31 protein-coding genes are annotated in these 17,118 nt (G+C 41.4%); 1 reads left to right on the top strand and 30 read right to left on the bottom strand.

All coding sequences use genetic code 11. The annotated features are described in order from the left end of the window. Positions 1-107 precede the first annotated feature (107 nt). From rplQ to thiD, 30 genes are all read right to left on the bottom strand, one after another. Positions 108-488, bottom strand: coding sequence for a 50S ribosomal protein L17 (gene rplQ, locus EFB00_RS07180; protein ID WP_122646172.1), 381 nt, complete (start codon positions 486-488; stop codon positions 108-110). Positions 489-560: 72 nt separating this feature from the next. Beyond that, a complete protein-coding gene (locus EFB00_RS07175) occupies positions 561-1,499 on the bottom strand; it encodes a DNA-directed RNA polymerase subunit alpha (RefSeq protein WP_122646171.1) in 939 nt (312 codons plus the stop codon). A 79-nt stretch (positions 1,500-1,578) separates the two neighbouring features. Further along, positions 1,579-1,968 (bottom strand): 30S ribosomal protein S11, encoded by a 390-nt coding sequence (rpsK, locus tag EFB00_RS07170; RefSeq protein WP_122646170.1) that lies wholly within the window; start codon positions 1,966-1,968, stop codon positions 1,579-1,581. Positions 1,969-1,995: 27 nt separating this feature from the next. Further along, a complete protein-coding gene (gene rpsM / locus EFB00_RS07165; protein ID WP_122646169.1) occupies positions 1,996-2,361 on the bottom strand; it encodes a 30S ribosomal protein S13 in 366 nt (121 codons plus the stop codon). Positions 2,362-2,379: 18 nt separating this feature from the next. Beyond that, the gene (rpmJ, locus tag EFB00_RS07160) at positions 2,380-2,496 is read right to left on the bottom strand and encodes a 50S ribosomal protein L36 (protein ID WP_002288710.1); all 117 of its coding nucleotides are present in this window, start codon (positions 2,494-2,496) and stop codon (positions 2,380-2,382) included. 32 nt (positions 2,497-2,528) lie between these two features. Continuing rightward, positions 2,529-2,747 carry a translation initiation factor IF-1 gene (gene infA / locus EFB00_RS07155; RefSeq protein ID WP_002288695.1) on the bottom strand — a complete coding sequence of 73 codons (219 nt, stop codon included), beginning with the start codon at positions 2,745-2,747 and terminating at the stop codon, positions 2,529-2,531. 193 nt (positions 2,748-2,940) lie between these two features. Further along, positions 2,941-3,585 carry an adenylate kinase gene (locus EFB00_RS07150; RefSeq protein ID WP_122646168.1) on the bottom strand — a complete coding sequence of 215 codons (645 nt, stop codon included), beginning with the start codon at positions 3,583-3,585 and terminating at the stop codon, positions 2,941-2,943. Between the two features lie 62 nt (positions 3,586-3,647). Next, positions 3,648-4,943, bottom strand: coding sequence for a preprotein translocase subunit SecY (secY, locus tag EFB00_RS07145; protein WP_122646167.1), 1,296 nt, complete (start codon positions 4,941-4,943; stop codon positions 3,648-3,650). Next, positions 4,943-5,383 (bottom strand): 50S ribosomal protein L15, encoded by a 441-nt coding sequence (gene rplO, locus EFB00_RS07140; protein WP_122646166.1) that lies wholly within the window; start codon positions 5,381-5,383, stop codon positions 4,943-4,945. The genes secY and rplO overlap by 1 nt, the downstream gene beginning before the upstream one ends. A 41-nt stretch (positions 5,384-5,424) precedes the next feature. Next, positions 5,425-5,604, bottom strand: a complete 180-nt coding sequence (gene rpmD / locus EFB00_RS07135) for a 50S ribosomal protein L30 (protein ID WP_122646165.1) — start codon at positions 5,602-5,604, stop codon at positions 5,425-5,427. Between the two features lie 14 nt (positions 5,605-5,618). After that, positions 5,619-6,119 carry a 30S ribosomal protein S5 gene (gene rpsE, locus EFB00_RS07130; RefSeq protein WP_048603325.1) on the bottom strand — a complete coding sequence of 167 codons (501 nt, stop codon included), beginning with the start codon at positions 6,117-6,119 and terminating at the stop codon, positions 5,619-5,621. Between the two features lie 20 nt (positions 6,120-6,139). Further along, on the bottom strand, positions 6,140-6,496 hold the full coding sequence (rplR, locus tag EFB00_RS07125; RefSeq protein WP_122646164.1) for a 50S ribosomal protein L18: 357 nt from the start codon (positions 6,494-6,496) through the stop codon (positions 6,140-6,142). A 55-nt stretch (positions 6,497-6,551) separates the two neighbouring features. Continuing rightward, positions 6,552-7,088 carry a 50S ribosomal protein L6 gene (gene rplF, locus EFB00_RS07120; RefSeq protein ID WP_122646163.1) on the bottom strand — a complete coding sequence of 179 codons (537 nt, stop codon included), beginning with the start codon at positions 7,086-7,088 and terminating at the stop codon, positions 6,552-6,554. Between the two features lie 30 nt (positions 7,089-7,118). Further along, positions 7,119-7,517 (bottom strand): 30S ribosomal protein S8, encoded by a 399-nt coding sequence (gene rpsH / locus EFB00_RS07115; RefSeq protein WP_122646162.1) that lies wholly within the window; start codon positions 7,515-7,517, stop codon positions 7,119-7,121. Positions 7,518-7,549: 32 nt separating this feature from the next. Next, the gene (locus EFB00_RS07110; protein ID WP_016184192.1) at positions 7,550-7,735 is read right to left on the bottom strand and encodes a type Z 30S ribosomal protein S14; all 186 of its coding nucleotides are present in this window, start codon (positions 7,733-7,735) and stop codon (positions 7,550-7,552) included. Positions 7,736-7,753: 18 nt separating this feature from the next. Further along, entirely contained in the window at positions 7,754-8,293 is a 540-nt protein-coding gene (gene rplE, locus EFB00_RS07105; protein ID WP_122646161.1) for a 50S ribosomal protein L5, read from the bottom strand. Between the two features lie 26 nt (positions 8,294-8,319). Further along, positions 8,320-8,631, bottom strand: a complete 312-nt coding sequence (gene rplX, locus EFB00_RS07100) for a 50S ribosomal protein L24 (protein WP_122646160.1) — start codon at positions 8,629-8,631, stop codon at positions 8,320-8,322. A 35-nt stretch (positions 8,632-8,666) separates the two neighbouring features. Further along, positions 8,667-9,035, bottom strand: a complete 369-nt coding sequence (rplN, locus tag EFB00_RS07095; protein WP_122646159.1) for a 50S ribosomal protein L14 — start codon at positions 9,033-9,035, stop codon at positions 8,667-8,669. Between the two features lie 58 nt (positions 9,036-9,093). After that, a complete protein-coding gene (gene rpsQ, locus EFB00_RS07090) occupies positions 9,094-9,360 on the bottom strand; it encodes a 30S ribosomal protein S17 (protein ID WP_007207620.1) in 267 nt (88 codons plus the stop codon). A gap of 24 nt (positions 9,361-9,384) precedes the next feature. Beyond that, entirely contained in the window at positions 9,385-9,573 is a 189-nt protein-coding gene (rpmC, locus tag EFB00_RS07085) for a 50S ribosomal protein L29 (protein WP_002288664.1), read from the bottom strand. After that, the gene (gene rplP, locus EFB00_RS07080; RefSeq protein WP_122646158.1) at positions 9,563-9,997 is read right to left on the bottom strand and encodes a 50S ribosomal protein L16; all 435 of its coding nucleotides are present in this window, start codon (positions 9,995-9,997) and stop codon (positions 9,563-9,565) included. The genes rpmC and rplP overlap by 11 nt, the downstream gene beginning before the upstream one ends. 2 nt (positions 9,998-9,999) lie before the next feature. After that, positions 10,000-10,656 carry a 30S ribosomal protein S3 gene (rpsC, locus tag EFB00_RS07075; RefSeq protein ID WP_122646157.1) on the bottom strand — a complete coding sequence of 219 codons (657 nt, stop codon included), beginning with the start codon at positions 10,654-10,656 and terminating at the stop codon, positions 10,000-10,002. A gap of 13 nt (positions 10,657-10,669) precedes the next feature. Beyond that, positions 10,670-11,017 carry a 50S ribosomal protein L22 gene (gene rplV, locus EFB00_RS07070; protein ID WP_122646156.1) on the bottom strand — a complete coding sequence of 116 codons (348 nt, stop codon included), beginning with the start codon at positions 11,015-11,017 and terminating at the stop codon, positions 10,670-10,672. Positions 11,018-11,037: 20 nt separating this feature from the next. Further along, positions 11,038-11,316 (bottom strand): 30S ribosomal protein S19, encoded by a 279-nt coding sequence (gene rpsS, locus EFB00_RS07065; RefSeq protein WP_122646155.1) that lies wholly within the window; start codon positions 11,314-11,316, stop codon positions 11,038-11,040. Positions 11,317-11,358: 42 nt separating this feature from the next. Further along, complete coding sequence (gene rplB / locus EFB00_RS07060) at positions 11,359-12,192, bottom strand: 50S ribosomal protein L2 (protein WP_122646154.1); 834 nt, start codon at positions 12,190-12,192, stop codon at positions 11,359-11,361. A 37-nt stretch (positions 12,193-12,229) separates the two neighbouring features. Continuing rightward, positions 12,230-12,517 (bottom strand): 50S ribosomal protein L23, encoded by a 288-nt coding sequence (rplW, locus tag EFB00_RS07055; protein ID WP_122646153.1) that lies wholly within the window; start codon positions 12,515-12,517, stop codon positions 12,230-12,232. Next, positions 12,517-13,140, bottom strand: coding sequence for a 50S ribosomal protein L4 (gene rplD, locus EFB00_RS07050; protein WP_122646152.1), 624 nt, complete (start codon positions 13,138-13,140; stop codon positions 12,517-12,519). The genes rplW and rplD overlap by 1 nt, the downstream gene beginning before the upstream one ends. A gap of 29 nt (positions 13,141-13,169) precedes the next feature. Continuing rightward, a complete protein-coding gene (gene rplC / locus EFB00_RS07045) occupies positions 13,170-13,799 on the bottom strand; it encodes a 50S ribosomal protein L3 (protein ID WP_122646151.1) in 630 nt (209 codons plus the stop codon). Between the two features lie 29 nt (positions 13,800-13,828). Next, positions 13,829-14,137 (bottom strand): 30S ribosomal protein S10, encoded by a 309-nt coding sequence (gene rpsJ / locus EFB00_RS07040; RefSeq protein ID WP_005880808.1) that lies wholly within the window; start codon positions 14,135-14,137, stop codon positions 13,829-13,831. A 457-nt stretch (positions 14,138-14,594) separates the two neighbouring features. Further along, positions 14,595-15,413 (bottom strand): bifunctional hydroxymethylpyrimidine kinase/phosphomethylpyrimidine kinase, encoded by an 819-nt coding sequence (gene thiD / locus EFB00_RS07035; RefSeq protein WP_122646150.1) that lies wholly within the window; start codon positions 15,411-15,413, stop codon positions 14,595-14,597. A 159-nt stretch (positions 15,414-15,572) separates the two neighbouring features. On the opposite strand from thiD, the gene EFB00_RS07030 reads away from it, so the two are divergent. Next, positions 15,573-17,021 (top strand): aminotransferase-like domain-containing protein, encoded by a 1,449-nt coding sequence (locus EFB00_RS07030; RefSeq protein WP_420889753.1) that lies wholly within the window; start codon positions 15,573-15,575, stop codon positions 17,019-17,021. Positions 17,022-17,118: the final 97 nt, after the last annotated feature.

Genomic DNA, 17,118 nt, shown 5'->3' with positions numbered 1-17,118 from the left:
TGCTTGCATCCCGATTTCTCGGGATGCAGCGCTGAGCTAGACTCGGAGTCGCCTCCAACATCATAACACTCATAAAGAACATCTATAAAGTGATGATAAGTGTGATTTTAAACAAGTTCTAGGATAACCATTGGTGCAGCATCTCCGCGTCTTGGTTCTGTTTTCAAGATGCGTGTGTAGCCGCCTTGGCGATCTGTGTAACGAGGTGCGATATCATTGAATAGTTTTTGCAAAGCTGATTCAATAACAACTTCTTCGTTTTCTTCACGCACACTTGCGACTTCGTTACGAACGAAAGCTGCCGCTTGACGGCGTGCATGTAGATCTCCGCGTTTTCCTAAAGTGATCATTTTTTCAGCTGTTGAACGAACTTCTTTAGCACGTGCTTCAGTTGTCACGATACGTTCGTTAATGATTAAATCAGTTGTTAAATCACGCAACATCGCTTTACGTTGGCTAGATGTGCGTCCTAATTTACGGTAACTCACGTGGGTTTCCCTCCTTCGTTTTCACTCCGTATACAGGTTTGAAATTCAAACCAGCATCCTTCGTAAACAGTCTTAATCGTCTTTACGTAATCCTAAACCTAGATCATGTAATTTTGCTTTAACCTCTTCAAGAGATTTACGGCCTAAGTTACGCACTTTGATCATTTCTGGTTCGGATTTATTCGTCAATTCTTGTACAGTATTGATTCCTGCACGTTTTAGACAGTTATATGAACGAACAGATAAGTCTAATTCTTCGATCGTCATTTCCAACATTTTTTCTTTTTGTGTTTCTTCTTTTTCGATCATGATTTCAGCGTTTTTCGCTTCATCTGTCAGATTCACAAAGATATCCAAATGTTCAGTCATGATTTTCGCAGCCAGACTCATTGCTTCTAACGGTAAAATTGAACCGTCAGTCCAAATTTCCATCGTTAATTTATCGAAATCATCTCTACGACCAACACGTGTGTTTTCTACTTGGTAGTTAACGCGACGAACTGGTGTATAGATTGAATCAACTGGAAGAACACCGATTGGCATATCCTCTTTTTTGTTTTCGTCTGCTTGAACATAACCGCGACCAGGTTTGACTGTTAGACGCGCATGGAATGTCGCACCTTCAGACACACTGCAGATGTACATATCTTTATTCAAGATCTCTACATCACTGTCCACGATAATGTCGCCAGCTGTTACATTGGCTGGACCGGTAATATCGATTTCAAGGGTCTTTTCTTCTTGGGTGTACATCTTTAATGCAAGACCTTTGATATTCAAGATGATTTGTGCAACATCTTCCCGCACACCTTTAATGGTTGAGAATTCGTGTAACACGCCATCGATTTGAATACTAGTGATCGCTGCACCAGGTAAAGAAGACAACAAAATACGACGCAGGGAATTACCTAATGTAGTCCCATAGCCTCTTTCAAGAGGTTCAACGATGAATTTGCCATAATCTTTTTCTTCATCAATTTTTACGATTCTTGGTTTTTCGAATTCAATCATTCTTATCTTTTACCCCTTTCAAAACGAAAAGTGTCTTGTTCAATGACGTAATGGTAGAACTCAAAATGAGCAGCACTCATTAAACACGACGGCGTTTTGGAGGGCGGCATCCATTATGAGGAACTGGAGTCACGTCACGGATTGCAGTCACTTCTAAACCTGCGGCTTGTAATGAACGAATTGCTGCTTCACGTCCAGAACCAGGCCCTTTAACTGTTACTTCAACAGTTCTTAATCCGTGTTCCATTGCTGCTTTCGTAGCAGTTTCTGCTGCCATTTGAGCGGCAAAAGGTGTTGATTTTTTGCTTCCTTTAAAACCTAATGCACCAGCTGATGACCATGCTAAAGCATTTCCATGAGTATCAGTGATCATTACGATTGTATTGTTGAATGTTGAATGGATATGCGCGATACCTGCTTCAATATTCTTTTTGACACGGCGTTTACGACTCACTTTTTTTGCTGCCATGAAGTTTTAACCTCCTTCACTTAGGAATTATTTTTTCTTGCCTGCCACTGTTTTAGACGGGCCTTTACGAGTACGTGCATTGTTTTTTGTGTTTTGTCCGCGAACAGGCAATCCACGACGATGACGGATTCCGCGGTATGAACCGATTTCCATCAAACGTTTGATGTTCAAGTTGACTTCACGACGTAGGTCGCCTTCAACTTTTAATTTGTCAACTTCAGCACGGATAGCGTCTGTTTGTTCGTTTGTTAGATCACGTACGCGAACATCTTCAGAAACGCCAGCGTTTGCTAAAATTTGTTGAGCAGTCGTGTTACCAATACCATAGATATAAGTAAGTGAAACGACTACACGTTTATCACGAGGAATATCTACTCCTGCAATACGAGCCATATTTTGTTACACCTCCGATTATCCTTGACGTTGTTTATGTTTTGGATTTGCTGGGCAAATCACCATAACGCGTCCTTTACGACGAATTACTTTACAATGTTCACACATTGGTTTTACTGATGGTCTTACTTTCATGATAATACCTCCTGTGGTTTTACGGAGTACAATTACTTAAAGCGATACGTGATACGGCCACGGTTCAAGTCATACGGTGATAATTCAACCGTTACTTTATCTCCAGGCAGAATCCGGATGTAGTGCATACGGATTTTTCCAGAAACAGTTGCAAGAACTTGGTGTCCGTTTTCTAGCTCGACTTTAAACATTGCATTCGGCAAAGTTTCGACGACTGTACCTTCGACTTCAATCATATCTTCTTTTGCCACGCACAGTACCTCCTTGTACTTGTTTCGCATTTTCACACGATAAAACGGCGGAAACTGCCAGTTCCCACCTAGTTTCTCAAAAAACACTTTTAGGTATGAGCCTAAAAGTCGGACTGACATATTTTATCATAGTTTGTCATACTTAGCAAGAGAAAGTTTTAACACTGCAAGTCGGTTGCGGGCAATCGATTCGTTACTCGATGATTTCTTTTACATCTGTAAATACAGCATCGATTTCACGATTACCATCAATAGACTGCAGCAAACCTTTTTCTTTATAGTAAGCTAAAATGGGTTCGCTACTTTTTACATTGACAGCTAGACGATTTTTGACCGTCTCAGGCTTATCATCTTCTCGTTGATAAAATTCATGTCCGCCACAGCGATCACACGTATCTTCCACCTTAGTAGGATTGAAGATTTTATGATACGTTGCGCCACAATTGCGGCAAATAAAGCGACCAGCTAAACGTTCAACGAGTATTTCTTCAGGGACATGGATCTCAATGACATTATCTAGTTTTTTGCCAAGTTCTGAAAGCATTTGATCCAACGCTTCAGCTTGTTCTAGTGTCCGAGGAAAACCATCTAATAGAAAGCCTTTTTCAGTATCAGGTTCAGCTAAACGTTCTTTAACGATACCGTTAGTTACTTCATCTGGTACTAATTCGCCTTTGTCCATGTATGATTTTGCTTCCAGGCCAAGAGTTGTTTCGTTTGCCATTGCGGCACGAAACATATCACCTGTTGAAATATGTGGAATTTGATACTCAGCTACGATACGTTCAGCTTGAGTGCCTTTTCCGGCCCCCGGCAATCCCATTAAAACGAGGTTCATAATTACTCCTCCTGTAAGTTGTAGAATGGTGTTGAGGAAAACCTCAACACACCTTCTTCACTCTAATTAATAAAGCCAGTATATTTCCGTTTCAACATCAACCCTTCGAGCTGTTTAGCAGTCTCAAGAGCGACACCGATAACGATCAATAAACTTGTTCCGCCCAATCCAATGTTTCGCGGAAGATCCCAAACCATTTGTGCGACGATCGGCAGCAATGCAACTAGTCCTAAGAACAGTGCACCGACAGCACTCAAACGCATCAATAGGCGTGAAACATATTCTTCCGTTCCTTTTCCTGGACGAACACTCGGAATATAACTTCCTTGTTTTTGCAGGTTTTCCGCCAATTTTTCTGGATTTACTTGCACAAATGCATAGAAAAATGTAAAGGCGACGATCAATACAGTGTAGATTGTAGCACCTGGGATGGTACTGTAATCAAAGATCTGCATCAATGTGTCATACCAGCCGTCTCCGCGATAAGAGCCGCCTAATGCCTGCAAGATCGCATTAGGTGTTGCGATGAATGAACTGGCAAAGATAACTGGGATAACCCCGGCAGCATTTACTTTCAAAGGAAGGTAACTGCTGGTTGGAGCACCGGCTATTCTTTTTGTATACTGGATCGGGATTTTACGTTCCGCTTGTTGAACATAAGTCACTAAAGTAACTACGATCAAGACCGCAATCAGTAAAACGATCACGAAAATCACTGATTTCCAGATATCTGAAGGATCGATATTGATGAAGTAATCTTCGAACAATTCTTTGATCCCGCCAGGAAGTCCGGAAATGATCCCCGCGAAAATGATCATCGATACACCGTTACCGATACCTTTTTCTGTGATTTGTTCTCCCAGCCAAGTCACGAACATCGTGCCGGCAGTCAGAACTAATCCAATGACGAAAAACGTATTGACGCTGGGATTCTCAACAAAACCTAATTGCGTCCACGCATTAAATCCTGCGGTGATCCCGATCGATTGGACAAAAGCAAGAATCAATGTCAACACACGAGTCGCTTGATTCAGCTTCTTGCGGCCGACTTCCCCTTGTTTTGACCATTCGACAAATTTTGGAACAATGTCCATTTGCAATAGTTGCACAATGATAGAAGCTGTAATGTATGGTGAAACCCCCATGGCAAAGACAGAGAAATTCTGCATAGCGCTACCGCTGACCATGTTCAGCATGCCTAGAAAAGGCAGATCTGCTAAGCTCAGTAATCTGCTGGCGTTTACGCCGGGAACTGTAATTTGAGCACCCAGACGAAAAACGAATAAAGCAAATACGGTAAAGAATATTCTCGATCTAATGTCTTTGACCTTAAAAGAGTCTTTCAGCAATTTAAACATTAAATCACCTCGATTGATCCACCAGCAGCAACGATTGCTTCTTCTGCTGCTTTAGAGAATTTAGCTGCTTTCACAGTTAATTTCTTCGTTAATTCTCCATTGGCTAAGACTTTGATTCCAGCTTTTTCGTTATTCACGATTCCAGCTTCAACTAAAGCAACTGGAGTTACTTCAGTTCCGTCTTCAAAGCGGTTCAACGCGTCTAGATTAACAACAGCGTATTCTTTACGGTTAACGTTAGTGAAACCGCGTTTTGGCAAACGACGGGCTAATGGAGTTTGACCCCCTTCAAACCCTAGACGTACACCACCGCCTGAACGTGCTTTTTGTCCTTTTTGACCGCGTCCAGCTGTTTTACCGTTACCAGATGACGTACCACGTCCAACGCGATTACGTACTTGACGAGAACCTTCTGCAGGTTTTAATTCATGAAGTTTCATAGGTTTGGCACCTCCTTAATCAGAGTAACTTTTTTTGTTTCTTAGATTTCTTCAACGTCCACTAAGTGAGAAACAGTGTTGACCATGCCTTTGATTGCATCGTTAGCAGGTTTTACTACAGTGCTGTTCACTTTTTTCAGACCCAACGCTTTTACTGTGTCCCGTTGGTTTTGAGGACGTCCGATAATACTGCGTTTTAAAGTAATTTTTAATTCAGCCATTATTTTCGTCCTCCTTATCCGATCAATTCTTCAACTGATTTGCCGCGAAGTTCTGCAACTTCTTCAGCACGTTTCAATTGTTTCAAACCTTCAACAGTTGCGCGAACAACGTTGATTGGTGTATTTGAGCCTAATGATTTTGATGTAATATCAGCTACTCCAGCTAATTCTAAGACGGCACGAACTGGTCCACCAGCGGCTACCCCAGAACCTTCTACAGCAGGTTTCATCAAGATGCGTCCGCCACCGAATACACCGATGACTTCATGAGGGATTGTTGAACCAACCATTGGCACTTCAACTAAATGTTTTTTAGCGTCTTCGATTGCTTTGCGGATTGCTTCTGGAACTTCTTGTGCTTTACCAGTACCAAAACCAACGTGTCCGTTTTTGTCACCGACAACGACTAAAGCTGCGAAACGCAGACGACGTCCACCTTTAACAACTTTCGTTACACGGTTGATCGCAACCACGCGGTCTTCTAATTCCAAGTGTTTTGGATCGATATAAACCATGAATGGTGTTCCTCCTTTTCCTAAAATTCTAGTCCATTTTCGCGAGCTGCTTCAGCTAAAGCTGCTACACGGCCATGGTAAAGGTATCCACCACGGTCAAAGACTACTTCTTTAATACCTTTTGCTGCTGCACGTTCTGCGACTAATTTACCGACAGCTTGTGCTTGTTCTGTTTTTGTTCCACCTGAAATTTCTTTATCCAAGGCAGAGGCACTTGCTAGCGTCACACCCGCTACGTCATCAATTACTTGCGCGTAGATGTTTTTGTTAGAACGGAAAACGTTCAAGCGTGGGCACTCAGCAGTACCAGAGATTTTGTTACGTACACGACGATGTCTTTTCTGACGTGTTTTGTTTTTATCTGGTTTTGAAATCACAATTGTCACCTCTTTGTTTAAGCTGGCCTAAGCCGCGAATCGTAAATGATTACGATTATTTACCAGTTTTACCTTCTTTACGGCGTACATATTCGCCAACATAGCGGATACCTTTGCCTTTATAAGGTTCTGGAGGACGAACGCCGCGGATGTTCGCTGCTAATTCGCCAACATGTTCTTTGTTTGTTCCTTTGATCAATACTTGTGTATTAGAAGGAACTTCGATCTCAACGCCTTCTGGTGCTTCGATCTCAACTTGGTGAGAGTAACCAACGTTCAATACAAGTTTTTTACCTTGTAATTGAGCACGGTACCCAACCCCGATAAGTTCTAATCCTTTTTGGAAACCTTCGCTGACACCAACAACCATGTTGTTGAAGTTCGCACGTGTTGTTCCGTGGATTGTTTTCATTTCTTTACTGTCATTTGGACGTGTGAATGTTACTTCGTTTCCTTCGATATTCATTTTGATATCAGAAGAGAAAGTACGAGTCAATTCACCTTTAGGTCCTTTAACTGTAACGACGTTGCCATCTTGCTTCACTTCAACGCCAGCAGGAAGAACGACGATTTTATTACCGATACGACTCACTTGAAGACACCTCCTTGTGTATTATTTAAATTACCATACATAAGCGACAACTTCGCCGCCGATATTTTTTGCTCTTGCTTCTTTATCAGTGACAACACCTTCAGAAGTTGAGATGATCGCGATACCTAAACCATTCAATACTTTAGGTACTTCGTCAGCTTTTACATAAGCACGTAATCCTGGTTTAGAAATACGTTTCAAGTTAGTGATAACACGCTCACCATTTCTTCCGTATTTAAGGAATACGCGGATCACGCCTTGTTTGTCATCTTCGATATATTCAACATCGCGGACGAATCCTTCTTTTTTAAGGATTTCAGCAATGTCGCGTTTGATTTTTGAAGCAGGTACTTCTAAAGATTCGTGTTTTACCATGTTGGCATTACGAATGCGAGTTAGAAAATCTGCGATTGGATCTGTCATGACCATTAGATGATTTACCTCCTTTATGCGAGTATTGTTTACCAGCTAGCTTTCTTCACGCCGGGAATTTGACCTTTATAGGCAAGTTCGCGGAAGCAAATACGGCAAAGTTTGAATTTACGATAAACTGAATGTGGACGGCCGCAACGTTCGCAACGAGTATACTCTTGAGTTGAGAATTTTGCAGGACGTTTGTTTTTAGCAATCATTGATTTTTTAGCCACGTAGTTCGCCTCCTTTTTTTATTTTTGGAATGGCATGCCTAATTGTGCCAACAATTCACGAGATTCTTCATCTGTGTTTGCAGTTGTTACAATAACGATATCCATCCCGCGGACTTTATCTACCAAATCATAATCAACTTCAGGGAAGATCAATTGTTCTTTGATACCCAATGTGTAGTTTCCGCGTCCATCGAACGCTTTTTTGCTGACACCATGGAAGTCACGGACACGTGGTAGAGAAACTGTTACTAATTTGTCTAGGAATTCGAACATTCTTTCTCCACGAAGAGTAACTTTCGCACCGATTGGCATTCCTTCACGTAAACGGAAGCCGGCGATTGATTTTTTCGCTTTAGTGATCAATGGTTTTTGACCAGTGATCAATGTCAATTCTTCAACTGCTTTATCTAGATTTTTTGCATTTGAAACAGCATCGCCCACACCCATGTTGATAACGATCTTTTCAACTTTTGGTGCTTGCATAACTGAACTATAGCTGAATTTTTCCATCAATGATGGGACAACTTCTTTAGTATATTTTTCTTTAAGGCGGTTCATGTTTTGCCCCTCCTTCCTTTATTTGATTATTTATCTAATACTTCGCCAGTTTTCTTAGAAACTCGGACTTTTTTACCGTCAACTTCTTTGTAGCCAACACGTGTAGCTTCACCGTTAGAAGGATCGATCACCATTACATTAGAAACATGAATTGGCGCTTCTACTTCAACGATTCCGCCTTGAGGAGCAGCTTGAGAAGGTTTTTGGTGTTTTTTAACGACGTTTACACCTTCGACAATGACTTTATCTTGCTTAGGAAACGCTGCTAGCACAACGCCCTCTTTGTTTTTGTCTTTACCAGTGATAACTTTAACTTTATCGCCTTTTTTAACAAACATTACTGTTTCGCACCTCCTTTGATAATGAACGACTATTATAATACTTCTGGTGCTAGGGAAACGATCTTCATGAAGTTGTTTTCGCGCAATTCGCGAGCAACTGGTCCAAAGATACGTGTTCCGCGTGGGCTATTATCATCACGGATAATTACCGCAGCATTTTCATCAAATTTAATATAAGAACCGTCAGTACGACGAGCTCCTGATTTTGTACGAACGATAACGGCTTTTACGACGTCACCTTTTTTGACAACCCCACCTGGCGTTGCTTGTTTAACCGAAGCAACGATCACGTCTCCGATATTCGCTGTCTTACGACCTGAGCCGCCAAGGACTTTGATCGTCAAGATTTCACGAGCGCCTGAGTTGTCAGCAACTTTTAATCGGCTTTCTGCTTGGATCACGATGTGTATCCTCCTTTCAGATTTTGCAATTCAATCTATATAGGAAAATCTCGTGTGATTAGATAATCACTGCTTTTTCAACGATTTCTACTAGACGGAAACGTTTAGTAGCTGATAATGGACGAGTTTCCATAATTTTCACGATATCTCCAACTTTTGCTTCGTTGTTTTCATCGTGTGCTTTGTATTTCTTAGAATAGTTCATGCGTTTGCCGTAGATAGGGTGGTTTTTCTTTGTTTCTACAACGACTGTGATGGTTTTATCCATTTTGTCTGATACCACACGACCTTGGTAAACTTTGCGTTGATTTCTTTCTTCAGTCATACGCTTAATGGCCTCCTTCCACTATTACTTAGCTTGTTCACGCAATACAGTTTTGATGCGTGCAATCGATTTACGTACTTCTTTGATACGTGCAGTGTTTTCTAATTGACCTGTTGCTAATTGGAATCTAAGATTGAACAATTCTTCTTTTAATTGTTTTTCTTGATCAAGCATTTCGGCAGTGGTTAATTCTCTGATTTCTTTAACCTTCATTCGATTCACCACCCATTTCCTCACGTTTTACGATCTTAGTTTTTACTGGTAATTTGTGAGAAGCAAGACGTAATGCTTCGCGAGCAACTTCTTCAGGTACTCCAGCGATTTCAAACATGATTTTACCACGCTTAACTGGTGAAACCCAACCTTCAGGTGCCCCTTTACCAGATCCCATACGTACCCCAATCGCTTTGGCAGTATAAGATTTATGAGGGAAAATTTTAATCCATACTTTCCCACCACGTTTCATGTAACGAGTCATAGCAATACGGGCTGCTTCGATTTGGCGGTTAGTGATCCAGTGAGATTCAACTGCTTGTAAGCCGTATTCACCAAAAGTCACTTCTTTGCCGCCTTTTGCTTCCCCGCGCATTTTACCACGGAATTCACGACGGTGTTTTACACGTTTTGGTACTAACATGATTATTTCCCTCCTTTCTCAGTGTTCTTTTTAGTTGGAAGAACTTCTCCACGATAGATCCACACTTTAACTCCTAGTTTTCCGTATGTTGTATCTGCTTCTTCCCAAGCGTAGTCGATATCGGCACGCAAAGTATGAAGAGGAACAGTTCCTTCTGAATAACCTTCTGAACGAGCGATGTCGGCACCGTTCAAACGGCCTGAAACAAGTGTTTTGATACCTTTAGCGCCTGAACGCATTGTGCGTTGGATCGCTTGTTTTTGAGCACGACGGAAAGCAACACGGTTTTCTAATTGACGTGCGATTCCTTCGCCTACTAATTTAGCATCTAGATCTGGTTTTTTGATTTCCACGATGTTGATGTGGATTCGTTTGCCAGTTAATTTATTCAATTCTTTTCTTAGGTTTTCGACTTCGGATCCGCCTTTACCGATAACCATACCTGGTTTAGCTGTGTGGATTGAAACGTTGACGCGATTTGCTGCACGTTCGATTTCAACAGTCGACACAGCGGCATCAGCAAGTTTTTTCGCGATAAATTTACGGATTTTCAAATCTTCGTGTAGAAAGTCGGCATATTCTTTTTCAGCATACCATTTTGCATCCCAGTCACGGATGATGCCTACACGCATTCCAATTGGATGTACTTTTTGACCCACTGATTGTCCCTCCTTATTTTTCTGATACGACTACAGTAATATGACTTGTACGTTTGTTGATAGGAGAAGCTGATCCTTTTGCACGTGGACGGAAACGTTTCATTGTTGGTCCTTCGTTGACATAAGCTTCAGAAACTACTAAGTTTTCAACATCTAAGTCAAAATTATTTTCTGCATTAGCTACTGCGGACATCAAAACTTTTTCGATGATTCCAGCAGATTTGTTTGGTGTGAATTTCAAGATAGCAATTGCTTCAGCAACGCTTTTCCCTCTAATTAAGTCAATTACAAGACGTGATTTGCGAGGAGAAGTACGAACTGTTTTCGCAACTGCTTTAGCTGATGTGATTTGTTCTGCCATTTGGTTATCCTCCCCTCAAATTAGCGTTTTGTTTTCTTATCGTCGGCAGCGTGGCCACGATAAGTTCTGGTTGGTGCAAATTCACCTAATTTATGTCCTACCATGTCTTCTTGGATGTAAACTGGTACGTGTTTGCGTCCATCATAAACAGCGATAGTGAATCCGATAAAACTTGGGAAGATTGTTGAACGGCGAGACCAAGTTTTGATCACTTTTTTCTTTTCAACGCCTTGTTGTGCTTCGACCTTTTTCATCAAATGGTCATCGACGAAAGGTCCTTTCTTTAAACTGCGGCCCATGGTGTACCTCCTCTCAAAATATGTGACACATGGTCAAAGAAATTATTTAGTTTTGCGACGACGAACGATAAGTTTGTCTGATTTTGCTTTCTTGTTACGTGTTTTGTAACCAAGTGCAGGTTGACCCCAAGGTGATACTGGAGCTTTACGTCCGATTGGTGCTTTACCTTCACCACCACCGTGTGGGTGATCGTTAGGGTTCATTACGCTACCGCGAACAGTTGGGCGTTTACGCATCCAACGAGAACGACCAGCTTTACCGATGTTGATCAATTCGTGTTGTTCGTTACCAACAGATCCGATTGTTGCACGTGCAGCAGCCAAGATCATGCGAACTTCACCGGAGTTCAAACGGATCAATACGTATTTGCCTTCTTTACCAAGTACTTGAGCACTTGTACCGGCAGAACGGATCAATTGACCGCCTTTTCCTGGTTTCATTTCAATGTTGTGGATAACAGTACCGACTGGAATGTTTTCAAGTGGTAGTGCGTTCCCGATTTTGATATCTGCATCTGGTCCAGAAACGACAGTCATGCCGACTTCTAATCCTTTAGGTGCTAAGATATATGCTTTTACTCCATCTTCGTAATGAACTAACGCGATGTTAGCAGAACGGTTTGGATCGTATTCGATTGTTTTAACAGTTGCAACAACGTTGTCTTTATTACGTTTGAAGTCGATCACACGGTATTGACGTTTGTGTCCGCCGCCTTGATGACGTACAGTAATACGACCGTTGTTGTTACGTCCGGCGTTGTTTTTCAATGGTTGTAACAATGTTTTCTCTGGAGTTGAAGTAGTAATCTCAGCAAAGTCAGAGCTTGTCATGTTACGACGACCATTTGAGGTAGGTTTGTACTTTTTAATCGCCACGTCTGTTTCCCTCCTATTTAATAGTAGTTATTGATGCTTATTCAGCGTCAAAGATTTGGATTTCTTTTGAATCTTGAGTCAATGTCACAACAGCTTTGCGACGTTTTTTTGTATATCCTGCATATTTACCCATGCGTTTGAATTTAGGACGCACGTTGATGATGTTGACATTGGCAACTTTTACATCAAAGGCTTTTTCAACAGCTTGTTTCACTAAAGTTTTGTTTGCTTTTGTGTCTACTTCGAAAGTATATTTCTTTTCGTCCATCGCAAGCATTGATTTTTCAGTGATTACTGGGCGTTTAATTACATCTAGTAAGTTCATTATGCAAGCACCTCCTCAATTTGAGTAAGAGCAGTTTGAGTTGCTAACACTTTTTCGCTAGAAACAAGGTCCAAGACACTTACGTTAGCTGCAGTTGCTACAGAAACGTTTGAAAGGTTGCGAGCGGATAGTGCTGCAAAATCGTTTTCTGCTTCTACTACGACTAAGACTTTAGAGTCAATAGACAAGTTAGCAAGAACTTGTTTGAATTCTTTTGTTTTTGGTGCGTCAAAGCTTAAAGCATCAACAGCAACCAAGTTGTTTGAAGCAACTTTTTCTGACAATACAGATTTCATTGCTAAGCGACGAACTTTTTTAGGAAGTTTGTAGCTGTATGAACGTGGTGTTGGTCCGAAGACTACGCCACCTCCACGCCATTGTGGTGAACGGATTGAACCTTGACGGGCACGACCTGTTCCTTTTTGACGCCATGGTTTGCGGCCACCGCCACGAACAGCGCTGCGGTTTTTCACTGCGTGTGTTCCTTGTCTTAATGAAGCGCGTTGCATAAGAATTGCATCGTAGACAACTGATTCATTAGGTTCGATTCCGAAGATTTCTTCGTTTAAAGTAATTTCGCCATTTTGGCTTCCATCTTGTTTAAATAATGCTACATTCGGCATTCCTTAGTTCCTCCTTTCTTCCTATCTACTTATTTAGCTTTCACAGCTGATTTGATGGTAATCAATGATTTTTTCGCGCCTGGCACGTTACCTTTGATCAAGATAACATTACGTTCAGCATCAACACGTACAACTTCCAAGTTTTGGATAGTTACGCGGTTGCCGCCCATACGACCAGCAAGACGTTTGTTTTTGAAGACCCGGTTAGGTGCTACTGGACCCATTGATCCAGGACGACGGTGGTAACGAGAACCGTGAGCCATTGGTCCGCGGCTTTGTCCGTGACGTTTGATAACGCCTTGGAATCCTTTACCTTTTGTAGTTCCTGTAACATCAATAATGTCTCCAGCTTGGAAAACATCAACTTTAATTTCTGATCCTACTTCTAACCCCTCAAGCTCAACATCTTTGAATTCGCGAATGAAGCGCTTAGGAGCCGTGTTTGCTTTTGCAACATGACCTTTCGCAGGTTTGTTTGATAAAACTTCACGCATATCTTGGTAACCGACTTGAATTGCTTCGTAGCCGTCGTTTTCCATTGTTTTTACTTGTAGGACTACGTTTGGTGTAGCTTCTACAACAGTAACTGGAATCAATTCACCAGATTCAGTGAAGATTTGTGTCATTCCCACTTTTTTCCCTAAGATTCCTTTGGTCATGATTACACCTCCATCTTAATTTAATTTGATTATAGTTTGATTTCGATATTTACACCGGATGGCAAGTCTAGCTTCATTAAAGCATCAACTGTTTTTGGTGTTGGGTTCACAATGTCGATTAGACGTTTGTGTGTCCGCATTTCGAATTGTTCGCGTGAATCTTTGTATTTATGTGTCGCACGGATCACAGTGTATAGACTGCGTTCAGTTGGCAATGGAATTGGACCAGACACGCTAGCTCCAGTTCTTTTTGCTGTTTCAACGATTTTGTCCGCTGATTGGTCTAAAATACGATGTTCATACGCTTTTAAACGGATACGAATTTTTTGTTTTGCCATTATTTTCCCTCCTTCGCCTATTTTGAAAAGTAGACATAGCTCCACGAAAATTTCCGTCACGCTCGTCCATGGCAAAGCGTCCGGGCGTGTCGCAACCTCTCGTTTCTTAGCCGGCAGATTTTTTTCTCTCTGCCAATGCGCTTTACGACTATACGTAAACAGCACCTTTTTGATTATAGTACAGATGAAAGCTGATAGCAAGCATTTTTTATTGGAAAATCAAGGTTTTTCCGCTTTTTTATTATAAGCGTTTTCATTGATAGCGACGATAATCTTACTGGAGATCTCGCTCTTCAAAATAAAAAAACTGCTGCAAAACAAGCAACAGTTTTTCAACAAAATCGGAAAATCATTCTAGCTCTTTAATGTACTCAGTTTCAATAATTTTATTTCTTATATCTTCTTAAGAAATCAAGTCTTCAACAGTGGATTTCTTGTTCAAGTTTCCTTACAAGCGTCAGTTTTCCATTCGATTTTCTGCCTGATTATAAGCTCCATGCCAAACATGTCCGACATATGGATTGATCCGAACACCATTTTCAATGGCTTTTGCTACAAATTTTTTCGCAGCGGTCACTGCTTTTTCAACTGATAATCCTTTCGCTAAACCTGCAGTGATCGCCGCAGCAAACGTACAGCCCGCCCCATGATTAAAGTCTGTCTGATACAATTCATTTTCTAAAACATGAAAAGTGATCCCGTCATACAGCACATCAATGGCTTTTTCTCCACCTAATCGATGCCCACCTTTGACTACGACATTTTTCGCCCCTAATTGATGGATTTTTTTGGCAGCTTGTTTCATATCTTCTATAGAAGACAAATCCCCCATCTCAGACAAAATCCCTGCTTCTACTAAATTGGGGGTAGTGACTAGCGCTTGCGGCAAGAGATATTTTTTGATTGCTTCAACACTTTCCGGCTGTAAGATCTCTGCTGTTCCTTTACAGGCGATCACCGGATCGATCACGATTTTTTCTACTTTATAGGGCTGGATAAATTCACTGGCTGTTTGAATATTTTCTTCGTTTCCCATCATTCCTGTTTTCAACGCGTCAACTGGACCGCCGGCAAAAACCGACACCAATTGCTTCTTCAATAACTCAGCCGGCAATTCGGTCACATCATGAGACCAGCCAGCTGTCGGGTCCATCGTCACGATAGAAGTGATACTTGAGAAACCAAAAACACCATATTCTTCAAATGTTTTCAAATCCGCTTGTAATCCAGCTCCACCAGTGGAATCAGATCCTGCAATCGTCAATACTTTTTTCATACACTTACACCCCTTATTTTTGAGATGGCGGTATAAATCAATCGGTCAAACTCTGTAAAATCGAAAATATCGCCTCATTGGAATAAGTATAGCGAAATGAACACTTGACGAAAACGACCAATTGGTTTATTTTCATACCAACCAATCTAAAAAGGAGCAATGTTCATGTGGGTATTAGATCGTTCCAGCAAATTACCATTGTTTCAGCAGATCATCAATCAAATCATCGAATCTATCCAGAATGGGACCCTGTCTGCCGGAGACAAACTGCCGCCAGAACGGAAATTAGCGGAAATGTACGGTGTCAATCGTTCTACAGTAAATCATGCACTAGAAGAATTGGTCAGTTTGGGATGGATCGTCCGCAGACAAGGCAGCGGGACTGAAGTTGCCAAAGGACGCTGGGGCAGTCGCCAAACGCCTGACTACCACTGGCGACGTTTAACGAATTTAACAGCGCCTCAAGATCCGTTCATTGAAAAAATCAACGAATTGAAGAATACCCAAAAAACACTGGATCTTTTTACCGGCGATCTACCTACAGAACTGATCCCGGATTTTCAATTTCCGGCGATCACTTGGGAACAAGTGATCCAAGAAGAAAAAAAAGTAACAAAAACCGGTTATCTGCCGCTAAAAGAACTTATTCAAAAAAATGCGGCCAAAAATCTAGGGATTTCCATGGACGGACAAGATCTGCTCATCACTTCCGGTTCCACGCAAGGAATTTTGCTTTTATTACAGACACTGCTGCAATTTGGCGACTGTATCGCGACCGAAGAACCCTCTTTTCTTTTTTCATTACCGCTTTTTCAATATTTGGGTATTCGCGTTGAAGGAATCCCTTGCGATTCGGAAGGCATCCAACCGGAAAAATTAGAAAAACAAATTTTAGCAAAAAAAATCAAGCTGCTTTATTTGAATCCCAGTTTTCAAAACCCTACCGGACGCAGCATGTCCCTGAAGCGAAGAAAAGAAATCTTGGCACTCTGTCAAAAATATACTTTGCCGATCGTTGAGGATGATGTTTTCAGCGAGCTTGCTTTTGCTAAAACGCCGCCAAAATTAAAAGAACTTGCGCCACAGCAAGTCATCTATCTAGGTTCTTTATCAAAGATCTTCGGTTCTTCTATCAAAATTGGCTGGCTGATCGCACCTAAGGCATTGATCGAGAATCTGGCGAATGCGAAACAACGGCTAGATGCAGAAACCACTATTTTCCCGCAATTACTGGCTACTGCGGCATTGCGTTCGCCTGACTATCAGCAACAACATCAACGTTTGATTCAAGAATTAAAAACACGCAGCGATGATTTTTCTAAAACATTGGCAAGATTTGCCCCTGAATGGACCGCTGTCCCCATCAATGGCGGACTTTATTATTGGTTGTCTTGGCATGGAAATACCATCACCCGCTCCTTCTGGCAAAAATTTTTGGATCGAAAGCTTCTGATCGCACCTTCTTTTCTTTTTAGTGATGATACGTCTTCGATGCGGATCAACTACACACGAATGGATCGCAAAGACTTGCTGGATTTTTGCAAGCAGCTGGAATATATCACAAATGATTGGCAAAAAATTGCTTCAAATTCAAAGAAAACGAACTAAAAAACACTGAGTCCTTCTACGTTCCTGTTCTTTGAATGCTCTTCATTGACAAGTCAATCTTAATTGGATAGAATTTCTTTACAACATATCAATTACA

Origin of the sequence: Enterococcus mediterraneensis (assembly GCF_900604485.1) — a bacterium.
Classification (GTDB): Bacteria; Bacillota; Bacilli; order Lactobacillales; family Enterococcaceae; genus Enterococcus_C; species Enterococcus_C mediterraneensis.
This window is presented reverse-complemented; position numbering and strand designations above follow the sequence as displayed.